This window comes from Kitasatospora misakiensis (assembly GCF_042656005.1).
Taxonomy (GTDB): domain Bacteria; phylum Actinomycetota; class Actinomycetes; order Streptomycetales; family Streptomycetaceae; genus Kitasatospora; species Kitasatospora misakiensis.
The window spans coordinates 1-11,786 of sequence record NZ_JBHSOF010000058.1; the positions used below are offsets into that span (position 1 = coordinate 1).

General features: G+C 71.5%; 10 protein-coding genes. All 10 read left to right on the forward strand.

Going from position 1 to position 11,786, the window contains the following annotated elements; genetic code table 11:
* A partial coding sequence (locus tag ACFP3U_RS31385; protein ID WP_380229128.1) for a molybdopterin-dependent oxidoreductase occupies positions 1 to 1,016 on the forward strand: 1,016 nt, incomplete at its 5' end.
* Positions 1,013 to 2,380, forward strand: coding sequence for an NADH-quinone oxidoreductase subunit NuoH (nuoH, locus tag ACFP3U_RS31390; protein ID WP_380229129.1), 1,368 nt, complete (start codon positions 1,013 to 1,015; stop codon positions 2,378 to 2,380). The genes ACFP3U_RS31385 and nuoH, both read left to right, overlap by 4 nt.
* A 6-nt stretch (positions 2,381 to 2,386) precedes the next feature.
* Complete coding sequence (gene nuoI / locus ACFP3U_RS31395; protein WP_380229130.1) at positions 2,387 to 2,998, forward strand: NADH-quinone oxidoreductase subunit NuoI; 612 nt, start codon at positions 2,387 to 2,389, stop codon at positions 2,996 to 2,998.
* On the forward strand, positions 2,995 to 3,924 hold the full coding sequence (locus ACFP3U_RS31400) for an NADH-quinone oxidoreductase subunit J (RefSeq protein WP_380229131.1): 930 nt from the start codon (positions 2,995 to 2,997) through the stop codon (positions 3,922 to 3,924). Before nuoI ends, ACFP3U_RS31400 begins: the two co-directional genes overlap by 4 nt.
* A complete protein-coding gene (gene nuoK, locus ACFP3U_RS31405; RefSeq protein ID WP_030300898.1) occupies positions 3,921 to 4,220 on the forward strand; it encodes an NADH-quinone oxidoreductase subunit NuoK in 300 nt (99 codons plus the stop codon). Before ACFP3U_RS31400 ends, nuoK begins: the two co-directional genes overlap by 4 nt.
* 13 nt (positions 4,221 to 4,233) lie before the next feature.
* Positions 4,234 to 6,129: an NADH-quinone oxidoreductase subunit L gene (nuoL, locus tag ACFP3U_RS31410; protein WP_380229132.1), complete on the forward strand. Its 1,896-nt coding sequence runs from the start codon at positions 4,234 to 4,236 to the stop codon at positions 6,127 to 6,129.
* Positions 6,130 to 6,166: 37 nt separating this feature from the next.
* Positions 6,167 to 7,840: an NADH-quinone oxidoreductase subunit M gene (locus ACFP3U_RS31415; RefSeq protein WP_380229133.1), complete on the forward strand. Its 1,674-nt coding sequence runs from the start codon at positions 6,167 to 6,169 to the stop codon at positions 7,838 to 7,840.
* Positions 7,837 to 9,474 (forward strand): NADH-quinone oxidoreductase subunit NuoN, encoded by a 1,638-nt coding sequence (gene nuoN / locus ACFP3U_RS31420; RefSeq protein WP_380229134.1) that lies wholly within the window; start codon positions 7,837 to 7,839, stop codon positions 9,472 to 9,474. Before ACFP3U_RS31415 ends, nuoN begins: the two co-directional genes overlap by 4 nt.
* A 281-nt stretch (positions 9,475 to 9,755) precedes the next feature.
* Positions 9,756 to 10,766, forward strand: coding sequence for a polyprenyl synthetase family protein (locus ACFP3U_RS31425; RefSeq protein ID WP_380229135.1), 1,011 nt, complete (start codon positions 9,756 to 9,758; stop codon positions 10,764 to 10,766).
* 183 nt (positions 10,767 to 10,949) lie between these two features.
* Positions 10,950 to 11,612, forward strand: coding sequence for a response regulator transcription factor (locus tag ACFP3U_RS31430; RefSeq protein WP_380229136.1), 663 nt, complete (start codon positions 10,950 to 10,952; stop codon positions 11,610 to 11,612).
* Positions 11,613 to 11,786: the final 174 nt, after the last annotated feature.

The following is an 11,786-nucleotide window of genomic DNA, read 5'->3' on the forward strand; positions in this document are numbered from 1 at the left end:
GGGCGCGGCGGCACGGTCCACTGGCTCGGGTCGGGGCCCTCGCCGGGGTCGGCGGCTCCGCCTGCTTCCGCACCGCGCCGGCCGCCCGCGCCGAGGCCGCCGCCGCCTGGGGCGTGGCCGAGCTCCCCGCCCGGCTGGGCCGGGACACCGAGCAGATCCTCGCCGCCGCCGCCAGCGGCGACCTGGACGCGCTGCTGGTCGGCGGCGTCGACCCGGAGGACCTGCCCGATCCGGCGCTGGCCGAGGAGGCGCTGGCCACCGTGCCGTTCGTGGTCTCGCTGGAGCTGCGTCCGTCCGCCGTCACCGCGCGCGCCGACGTGGTGCTGCCGGTGGCCGCGGTCGCCGAGAAGGCCGGCACCTTCCTGGACTGGGAGGGCCGGGTGCGGATGTTCGAGGCCGCGCTCAAGCCCGACCAGCAGATGGGCCGGCACCTGCACCCGGACCTGCGGGTGCTGAACATGCTCGCGGACGCGCTGGGCCACCGGCTCGGCCTGCCCGACGTCCGGGCCGCCCGGCTGGAGCTGGACCGGTTCACGCCCTGGGCGGGCGACCGCCCGGCCGTGCCGGCCGCCCACCCCGGCCTGCTGCCCCGCCCGGCCACCGGCCAGGCGGTGCTGGCCGGCTGGCGCCTGCTGCTCGACCGCGGTTCGCTCCAGCAGGGCGACCCGCACCTGGCCGGCACCCGGCACCCCGCGGTCGCCCGGGTCTCGCCGACCACCGCGGCGGAGATCGGCGCCTCGGACGCGCCGGCGCTGCGGCTGACCGGCCCGGCCGGCTCGCTCACCCTGCCGCTGGAGATCAGCAAGGAGATGCCGGACCGGACGGTCTGGATCCCGCTCAACTCCACCCCGGGCGGCGCCTACCGGACGCTCGGCACCACCATCGGCCACCTGGTCACCATCGCCGCCGCCGAGGCCGGCGCGCTCGCCGAGGCCGGCGCGCTGGCCGGGACCGCCGTGCTGGCCGGGACCGCCGCGCCCGCCGGAACGGCCGGGCCCGAGGAGGAGGAGAAGTGACCCCGACCCCGCACCCGCTCGCCGGGCACGGCCTGGCCGAGCTGGCCGCGTACGAGACGCTCGGCTTCTTCGGCCGCGACCCGTGGTGGCTGGTCCTGCTCAAGGCGGTGTTCTGCTTCGCCTTCCTGGTCGGCACGGTGCTCGTGGCGATCGTCTGGGAGCGCAAGGTGGTGGCCTGGATGCAGCTGCGCATCGGGCCCAACCGGCACGGCCCGTGGGGCATGCTGCAGTCGCTCGCCGACGGCGTGAAGCTGGCGCTCAAGGAAGACCTGGTGGTCAAGGGCGCCGACAAGGCGGTCTACATCCTGGCCCCGATCGTCTGCGCCATCCCGGCCTTCATGGCCTTCGCGGTGATCCCGTTCGGCCCGGCCGGCAACGAGATCTCGGTGTTCGGCACCCGGACGCCGATGCAGCTGACCGACTTCCCGGTGGCGCTGCTCTACATCCTGGCCACCGCCTCGGTCGGCATCTACGGCATCGTGCTGGCGGGCTGGTCCTCCGGCTCGACCTACCCGCTGCTCGGCGGGATCCGCTCCTCCGCCCAGATGATCAGCTACGAGATCGCGATGGGCCTGTCCTTCGCGGCGGTGTTCATCTACTCCGGCTCGATGTCGACCTCGGAGATCGTCTCCTCGCAGCAGCCGACCTGGTTCGCGGTGCTGCTCCCGGTGTCGTTCATCGTCTACATCGTGGCGATGGTCGGTGAGACCAACCGCGCGCCGTTCGACCTCCCGGAGGCCGAGGGCGAGCTGGTCGGCGGCTTCAACACCGAGTACTCCTCGCTGAAGTTCGCGATGTTCATGCTGGCCGAGTACGTCAACATGGTCACCGTCTCGGCCGTCGCCTCCACCCTGTTCCTGGGCGGCTGGCGGGCCCCCTGGCCGGTCTCCACCTTCTGGGAGGGCGCCAACCACGGCTGGTGGCCGCTGCTCTGGATCACCGCCAAGATCTGGGTGCTGCTGTTCTTCTTCATCTGGCTGCGCGCCACCCTGCCCCGGTTCCGCTACGACCAGTTCATGAAGATCGGCTGGAAGGTGCTGATCCCGGTCTCGCTGGTCTGGCTGGTGATGGTGGCCAGCGTCCGGGCCCTGCGCAACGAGGGCTACGGCTTCGGCGAGGTGGTGCTGTACGTCGGCGCCCCGGTCGGCGCGCTGCTGCTGCTCGGCCTGCTGCGGGACGTCCTGAAGCGCAGGCCGGAGCCCGGGGCCGAGGCGCCGGACGGGGAGTTCGACCCGATGGCCGGCGGCTACCCGGTGCCCCCGCTGCCCGGCCAGCAGCTCCCGCCGGTCCCGCGCCGGCCCAGCCGCGCCCCGAAGCAACTCCAGGACGCCCTCAACGGGGCCGACCATTCCGAAGGGAGCTGAACCGAGATGTCGTCCGACCAGAACGCCCGGAGCGACCGGCCCGAGCGGGCCGACAAGCCGTCCATCCTCGGGCCGGCCGCCGGCTTCGGCGTGACCTTCAAGGCCATGTTCAAGAAGCGGCTCACCGAGCAGTACCCGGAGCAGAAGAAGCCCACCGCCCCGCGCTTCCACGGCCGCCACCAGCTGAACCGGCACCCCGACGGCCTGGAGAAGTGCGTCGGCTGCGAGTTGTGCGCCTGGGCCTGCCCGGCCGACGCGATCTACGTCGAGGGCGCGGACAACCGGGAGGACGAGCGCTACTCGCCCGGTGAGCGCTACGGCGCGGTCTACCAGATCAACTACGCCCGCTGCATCCTGTGCGGGCTCTGCATCGAGGCCTGCCCGACCCGCGCGCTCACCATGACCAACGAGTACGAGCTCGCGGACTCCTCCCGTCAGGACCTCATCTTCACCAAGGAGCAGCTGCTGGTCGGCCTCTCCGAGGGCATGGTCGACAGCCCGCACTCGATCTTCCCGGGCGCCGACGAGGGCGCGTACTACCGGGGCGAGATCACCGCGGCGGCGCCGGGCACGGTCCGTCAGGAGCCGACCGACCGGGAGAAGGAGGAGCAGTCGTGAGCGCCGCAGCCTCCCTGAACCTCGCCGCCGTGACGGGCGCGACCTCCACCGGTGAGGCCGTCCAGTTCTGGGTGCTCGCGGTGATCGCCGTCGGCGGCGCGCTCGGCACGCTGCTGATGCGCAAGGCGGTGCACAGCGCGCTCTGCCTGGCCGCCACCATGCTCGCCCTGGCGGTCTGTTACATGGCCCAGGGCGCGGTCTTCCTGGGCGTGGTGCAGATCGTCGTCTACACCGGCGCGATCATGATGCTCTTCCTGTTCGTGGTGATGCTGGTCGGCGTGACCAGCGCGGACTCGCTGAAGGAGCAGCTCAAGGGCCAGCGGTTCGCCGCCGTGCTCTGCGGCCTCGGCTTCGGGACGCTGCTGGTCGCCGGCTTCGCCAACGCCAGGCTGGACACCTTCGCCGGTCTCGGCGAGGCCAACGCCGAGGGCAACGTCCAGGGCCTGGCCCGGCTGATCTTCACCAAGTACGTGTGGGCCTTCGAGGTCACCGGCGCGCTGCTGATCACGGCCGCGATCGGCGCGATGGTGCTGACCCACCGCGAGCACGTGAAGGCCCCGAAGACCCAGCGCGAGCTGGCCGCCCAGCGGGTCGCGGACAACCTCCAGCTCCCGCCGCTGCCCGCGCCCGGCGTCTACGCCCGGCACAACGCGGTGGACATCCCGGCGCTGCTGCCGGACGGCTCGATCGCCGAGGACTCGGTGATGGGGACGCTGCGCGAGCGCGGCCAGATCCGGGACGTCAGCCAGGAGATGCTGGCCCGGATGGCCGAGCTGGAGTCCACCACCGCCGACTGGCTGGGCCGCCCGTCGTCCGCGCGCCCGCCGGTGACCGGCCCGCGCAAGGCGCTGGAGCCGGTGGCCGCCAACCACCCGGCGCCGGCGAACCGCCCGGCGTCCGACCACGACGAGGAGGGGGCGGAGTGAATCCGGTCAACTACCTCTATCTCTCCGCCCTGTTGTTCACCATCGGCGCCTCCGGCGTGCTGATCCGGCGGAACGCGATCGTCCTGTTCATGTGCGTCGAGCTGATGCTCAACGCCTCCAACCTGGCGCTGGTCACCTTCTCCCGGATGCACGGCAACCTGGACGGCCAGATCATCGCGTTCTTCACCATGGTGGTGGCGGCGGCCGAGGTCGTGGTCGGCCTCGCGATCATCGTCTCGATCTTCCGGACCAGGCACTCCGCTTCGGTCGACGACAGCAACCTCATGAAGCTGTAGGCGGAGGGCCTCGGTGAACTCTCTCATTCCGCTGCTGGTCGCGGCCCCGTTGGCCGGCGCGGCCCTGCTGCTGCTCGGCGGCCGGGCCTTCGACCGCCTCGGCCACTGGCTGGCCACCGCGCTCGCCGCGCTGTCCTTCGGCTTCGGCCTCGCGCTGTTCTCGGACATGCTGGGCCGGGACGCCGAGGACCGCGCCCTCACCCAGCACCTGTTCAGCTGGATCCCGGTGAACGGCTTCCAGGCCGACATCTCCTTCCGGCTCGACCAGCTGTCGATGACCTTCGTCCTGCTGATCACCGGCGTCGGCACCCTGATCCACCTGTACTCGGTGGGCTACATGGCGCACGACGAGCGCCGGCGCCGCTTCTTCGCCTACCTGAACCTCTTCCTGGCGGCCATGCTGCTGCTGGTGGTGGCCGACAACTACCTGCTGCTGTACTTCGGTTGGGAGGGCGTGGGCCTCGCCTCGTACCTGCTGATCGGCTTCTGGCAGCACAAGCCGAGCGCCGCCACGGCCGCCAAGAAGGCGTTCATCGTCAACCGCGTCGGCGACATGGGCCTGTCCATCGCGATCATGCTGATGTTCGTCGAGTTCGGCTCCTTCGCCTTCGAGCCGGTCTTCGCCACCGCCGACGGCGCGAGCGAGGGCAAGCTGACCGCGATCGGCCTGATGCTGCTGCTCGCCGCCTGCGGCAAGTCCGCGCAGGTGCCGCTGCAGTCCTGGCTCGGGGACGCCATGGAGGGCCCGACCCCGGTCTCCGCGCTGATCCACGCGGCCACCATGGTCACCGCCGGCGTCTACCTGATCACCCGCTCCGGGGCGATCTTCAACCTGGCGCCGGACGCCCAGACCGCCGTCGTGGTGGTCGGCACGGTCACCCTGCTCTTCGGTGCGATCGTCGGTTGCGCCAAGGACGACATCAAGAAGGCGCTGGCCGGCTCGACCATGTCGCAGATCGGCTACATGATCCTCGCGGCCGGCCTCGGCCCGATCGGCTACGCCTTCGCGATCATGCACCTGGTGACCCACGGCTTCTTCAAGGCCGGGCTCTTCCTCGGCGCCGGGTCGGTCATGCACGGCATGAACGACGAGGTGAACATGCGCCACTACGGCGGCCTGCGGAAGTACATGCCGGTCACCTTCGTCACCTTCGGCCTCGGCTACCTGGCCATCATCGGCTTCCCCGGGCTGTCCGGCTTCTTCTCCAAGGACAAGATCATCGAGGCGGCCTTCGCCAAGGGCGGCACCGAGGGCTGGATCCTCGGCCTCTGCGCCCTGACCGGCGCGGCCGTCACCGCGTTCTACATGACCCGGGTGATGATCCTGACCTTCTTCGGCGAGAAGCGCTGGCAGCCGGACGCCGAGGGCCACGACCCGCACCCGCACGAGTCGCCGAAGACCATGACCGTCCCGATGATCGTGCTGGCCTTCGGCTCGGTCTTCGCCGGCGGGCTGCTCGCCTTCAACGACTCCTTCCTCACCTGGCTGGAGCCGATCACCGGGCACGAGGAGGGGAACTCCCCGCTCACCCCGCTGGTGGTCACCCTGCTCACCAGCGCCTGCATGCTGGTCGGCGTCGCGCTCTCGTACCTCGTGTACGGCCGCTCCGCCGTCCCGGTGGTGCCGCCGTACGGCTCCCCGCTCACCCGGGCCGCCCGTCGGGACCTCCTCCAGGACGACTTCAACCACGCCGTCCTGGTCCGCCCCGGCTCGGCGCTGACGGCCGCGCTGGTCTACTTCGACAGCCGCGGTCTGGACGGCTTCGTCAACGGCCTGGCCGCCACCATCGGCGGGCTCTCCAGCCGGCTGCGGCGGATCCAGAACGGCTACGTCCGCACGTACGCGCTCTCCATGTTCGGCGGCACGCTGGTGCTGGTCGCCACGACTCTCCTGATGAGGTCCGTCTGATGCACCCGGATTACACACATCGTCAGGAGGTCGAGGAATGAGCGTCCTCCTCAGCGCCACCTGCGTCGTTCCGGCGGTCGGAGCGGTGGTCACCGCCGCCCTGCCCGCCGGATCCAGCGACGGCCGGCGGCGGACCACCAAGACCGTGGCGACGCTCTTCTCCGCCGCCACCCTGGCCCTGGCCGGCGCGGTGGCCGCGGGCTTCGACCCGGACGGCGCGCGCTACCAGCTGACGGAGTCCTACAGCTGGATCCGGTCCTTCGGCATCACCTTCTCGCTCGGCGTGGACGGCATCGGCGCCGTCCTCGCCCTGCTCACCGCCGTCCTGGTGCCGGTCGTGCTGCTCGCCTCCTGGCACGACGCCGACCCGGCCCCCGCGGCACCTGTGACACCCGGGGCGCCGTCCGACCCCGACACCTTCGAGGGGCGCCGCCGCACCCAGGCCTTCTTCGCCCTGGTCCTGGCGGTGGAGGCGATGGTGATCGTCTCCTTCTACGCCACCGACGTCTTCGTCTTCTACGTCTTCTTCGAAGCCATGCTGATCCCGATGTACTTCCTCATCGGCGGCTTCGGCGACCGGGCGGGCGGCCCCGAGTCGGACCGTCAGCGCTCCTACGCGGCGGTCAAGTTCCTGCTCTACAACCTGCTCGGCGGCCTGGTCATGCTGGCCGCCGTGATCGGCCTCTACGTGATCGCGCAGCAGCAGGGCGTCGGCACCTTCGACCTGCAGACGCTCACCGGCGCGGTCGCCGACGGCCGGCTGCGGTTCAGCGGCACCGCGGAGAAGGCGCTGTTCCTCGGCTTCTTCTTCGCCTTCGCGGTCAAGGCCCCGCTCTGGCCGCTGCACACCTGGCTGCCGAACGCGATGGGCGAGGCCACCGCCGGCACCGCCGTACTGATCACCGCCGTGGTCGACAAGGTCGGCACCTTCGCGATGCTCCGCTTCTGCCTCGGACTGTTCCCGGACGCCTCGAAGACCTTCGCCCCGGCGATCCTGGTCCTCTCCCTCGTCGGGATCGTCTACGGCGCGCTGCTGGCCATCGGCCAGAAGGACATCAAGCGGCTGGTCGCCTACGCCTCGATCTCGCACTTCGGCTTCATCATCATGGGCATCTTCGCGATGACCAGCCAGGGCCAGAGCGGAGCCACCCTCTACATGGTCAACCACGGCATCTCCACCGCCGCGTGGATGCTGGTGGCCGGCTTCCTGATCTCCCGCCGCGGCTCCCGGCTGATCGCCGACTACGGCGGCGTGCAGAAGGTGGCCCCGGTGCTCGCCGGGACCTTCCTGATCGGCGGTCTGGCCACCCTCTCGCTGCCCGGACTCGCCCCCTTCGTCAGCGAGTTCCTCGTCCTGGTCGGCACCTTCACCCGGTACCCCGCGGTCGGCATCGTCGCCACCTTCGGCATCGTGCTCGCCGCGCTGTACGCCCTGCTGCTCTACCAGCGCACCATGACCGGCCCGGTCAAGGAGGGGGTGCGCGGCATGTCGGACCTCAAGGTCCGCGAACTCGCCGTGGTCGCCCCGCTGGTGGCGCTGACCGTGCTGCTCGGGGTCTACCCGAAGCCGCTCACCGACCTGGTCAACCCGTCGGTGAACGCCACCCTCTCGCAGGTGCACCAGACCGACCCGGCACCGGCCCACCCGGTGTCCGCCGACCACGGGACCGCCCAGGACGGGACCGCCCGCTCAGGAGGTGAGCACAAGTGAGCAGCACCGGATGGCTCGCCGCCGCCGGCGGCGGCACCCAGAGCATCCCCGCGCCGCACATCGAGTACGGCCAGCTCTCGCCGATGCTGGTGGTGTTCGGCGCCGCCGTGGTCGGCATCCTGCTGGAGGCCTTCCTGCCCCGGCGGCTGCGGCACTGGGCCCAGGTGGTGACCGCGCTGGTCGGCCTGGCCGGCGCCTTCGTCGCCGTCCTGGTACTCGCCGCGCAGGGCTACGGCACCACCAAGGTGGACGCGGTCGCGATGGGCTCGGTCGCCCTGGACGGTCCGACGCTCTTCCTGCAGGGCGTGATCCTGCTGGTCGCGGCGGTCGCGGTGCTGACCTACGCCGAGCGCCGGCTGGAGCCCAAGGCCGGCGGGGAGCCGGCCGACGCCTTCACCGCCCAGGCGTCCGCCACCCCCGGCGGCGAGCAGGAGCGCGGCGCGATCCGGGCCGGCTTCACCACCAGTGAGGTCTTCCCGCTCACCATGTTCGCGGTCGGCGGCATGCTGCTGTTCCCCGCCGCCAACGACCTGCTGACCATGTTCGTCGCGCTGGAGGTCTTCTCCCTCCCGCTCTACCTGCTCTGCGCGCTGGCCCGGCGCCGCCGGCTGCTCTCCCAGGAGGCGGCGGTCAAGTACTTCCTGCTCGGTGCCTTCGCCTCGGCGTTCTTCCTGTTCGGCACCGCGCTGCTGTACGGCTACGCGGGCAGCGTGCGGCTCGGCGAGATCGCGGACGTCATCTCCGGCAACGCGCTGCTCACCCCGGCGCTGGTCTCCTCGACCCAGAACGACGCGCTGCTGCTGGTGGGCCTGGCGATGCTGACGGTCGGCCTGCTCTTCAAGGTCGGCGCGGTGCCGTTCCACTCCTGGACCCCGGACGTCTACCAGGGCGCGCCCACCCCGGTCACCGGCTTCATGGCGGCGGCGACCAAGGTGGCCGCGTTCGGCGCCGTGCTGCGGCTGTTCTACGTGGCCTTCCCGGCGCTGCGGCTGGACTGGCGGCCGGTGCTCTGGGGCGTGGCGATCCTCACCATGGTGGTCGGCGCGATCCTGGCCGTGACCCAGCAGGACGTGAAGCGGCTGCTCGCCTACTCCTCGATCGCGCACGCCGGCTTCATCCTCACCGGTGTGATCGCCAGCAACCGGCAGGGCGTCGGCTCGGTGCTGTTCTACCTGCTGGCGTACTCCTTCGTGACGCTCGGCGCCTTCGCCGTGGTCACCCTGGTGCGCGACTCCAAGGGCGAGGCCACCCACCTGTCCAGCTGGGCCGGCCTCGGTCGGCGCTCCCCGCTGGTCGCGGCGGTGTTCGCGCTCTTCCTGCTGGCCTTCGCGGGCATCCCGCTGACCTCCGGGTTCACCGGCAAGTTCGCGGTCTTCCAGGCCGCGGCGGCCGGCGGGGCCACCCCGCTGGTGATCGTGGGTGTGCTCAGCTCGGCGGTGGCGGCGTTCTTCTACATCCGGGTCATCGTGCTGATGTTCTTCTCCGACCCGCAGCCGGGCGGTCCGACCGTCGCCATCCCGAGCGCCTTCACGGCGACCGCGATCGGCGTCGGCGTGCTGGTCACGGTCGGGCTCGGACTGCTGCCGCAGTACTTCCTCGACCTCGCCTCGAAAGCCGTGTTCTTCGTCGGCTGACCGTCCGCCGACGGACCGGCCGAAGGGCCCGGCGGAGGGCCCGGGGACGGGCCCGCCGAAGGCCCCGTCCGACCGCCCCGACGACCGTCCGGGTCGCGCCCCGCGCGCGGCCCGGACGTGTCGTTCGGGCATCCGCGCTGGCCAGCGGGGACGCCCGGCGCATGACAGAGCCGCACGCCCGTGCAGTGATCCACTCGCGACCGGATACCCTGCCTGTATGGCCAGCGGCGGCACTCAGGGACCGGGCCGCTAGATCGACCAGGGACAGAGGAGTGGTCTTCGTGACCGTCGTGGGACCCTTTGGGCTCAGCGTGCAGGACCGCGATCTGACCCGTGACGTCCAGGCCGGGATGGACGCGGTGGAGATCGCGCTCGCCGAGGCCGTCAAGAGCGACGTCCCCTTCATCACCGTCACCGCCAGCCATCTGATGGCCGCCGGCGGCAAGCGCTTCCGCCCGCTGCTGGTCCTGCTGTCCGCCCAGTTCGGTGACGCCGGTGCGGCCGGCGTGATCCCGGCCGCCGTCGTCGTCGAGCTCACCCACCTCGCCACGCTCTACCACGACGACGTGATGGACGAGGCCCCGGTCAGACGCGGCGCCCCCAGCGCCAACTCGCGCTGGGACAACTCGGTCGCCATCCTGACCGGCGACTTCCTCTTCTCCCGCGCCTCCCAGGTGCTCGCCGACCTCGGCCCGGAGGCCGTCCGGCTGCAGGCCGACGCGTTCGAGCGGCTGGTCACCGGCCAGATCCTGGAGACCGCCGGCCCCGGCCCGGACGACGACCCGCTCGACCACTACCTGAACGTGCTGGCCGGCAAGACCGGGTCGCTGATCGCCGTCTCCTGCCGGATAGGAGCGCTGGCCGCCGGCGCCGAGCCGTGGGTGATCGACATCCTCAGCGCCTTCGGCGAGCGGATCGGCGTCACCTTCCAACTGGCCGACGACGTGCTCGACATCGCCAGCGACGGCCACGAGTCCGGCAAGACCCCCGGCACCGACCTGCGCGAGGGCATCGAGACGCTGCCGACCCTGCTGCTGCGGCAGATGGCCGCCGACCCGGCCGACCCGGCCGACACCCGACTGCGCGAGCTGCTCCGCCAGGACCTCGACGACGACGAGCCGCACGCCGAGGCCCTGCGGCTGCTGCGCCGCCACCCGGCCCTGGAGCACGCCCGCCGGGAGACCCTGCGGCACGCCGAGGAGGCCCGCGCGATGCTGGACCCGCTCCCGGACGGCCCGGCCAAGGACGCGCTCCAGGCGCTCTGCGACTCGGTGGCCATCCGCACCATGTGAGTCCGGTCCATGTGAGTCCGGTCCATGTGAGTTCGGACCGTGTGAGTTCGGACCGTGTGAGTCCGGAGCGGGCCGCGAGCGCCCGGCGGGAATCGCCGTCCGGCGCCCCGGGGCGCGCGGGGATGGGGGAGACTGACAGCCGTCAGCACCGTGTCCGCAGCTCCGCCCACCCGGAAGGCCGCCATGCTTCGCGTCGTCATCGCCGAGGACTCCGTACTGCTGCGGGAGGGCCTGACCCGGCTGCTCACCGACCGGGGTCTGGAGGTCGTGGCCGGCGTCGCGGACGGTGACGCGCTGATCAGCACCATCCACGAGCTGGCCGCCGCCGAGGCGCTGCCCGACGTGGTGGTATCGGACGTCCGGATGCCCCCCACCCACACCGACGAGGGTCTGCGGGCCTGTGTCACGCTCCGCGGCCGCTATCCGGAGCTCGGTGTCCTGGTGCTTTCGCAGTTCGTCGAGGAGCGGTACGCCTCCGAACTGCTGGCCGGATCCACCCGGGGCGTCGGCTACCTGCTGAAGGACCGGGTCGCCGAGGTCCGCGAGTTCGTGGACGCGGTGGTCCGGGTCGCCGAGGGCGGCACCGCGCTGGATCCGGAGGTCGTCCAGCAGCTGCTGAGCCGCAGCCGCAAGGGTGACGTGCTGGCCGGGCTGACCCCGCGCGAGCGCGAGGTGCTGGGGCTGATGGCGGAGGGCCGGACCAACACCGCGGTGGCCAAGCAGCTGGTGGTCTCGGAGGGAGCGGTGGAGAAGCACGTCAGCAACATCTTCCTCAAGCTGGGGCTGGCGCAGAGCCCCGGGGACCACCGCCGGGTGCTCGCCGTGCTCACTTATCTGAATTCCTGACCGGCTCGCCGCCGGGCCTCCCGCAGCCGCCATTCGCAGACGAACCGTCCCGGTGGGGCCGGGTACCGATCCGGTCGCCCACGGTGTTGTTTATGGGTGCGGCGGTGATTTTCCGCCGCATCGGGGAGTTCCGTCCAAGGCAATCCTTACCCGCATAGGATGCGAGAGGTGCAC

Coding starts and splice junctions, on each gene's coding strand:
- nuoI (WP_380229130.1), top strand. CDS start 2,387: ATGTCGTCCGACCAGAACGCCCGGAGCGACCGGCCCGAGCGGGCCGAC.
- ACFP3U_RS31415 (WP_380229133.1), top strand. CDS start 6,167: ATGAGCGTCCTCCTCAGCGCCACCTGCGTCGTTCCGGCGGTCGGAGCG.
- ACFP3U_RS31430 (WP_380229136.1), top strand. CDS start 10,950: ATGCTTCGCGTCGTCATCGCCGAGGACTCCGTACTGCTGCGGGAGGGC.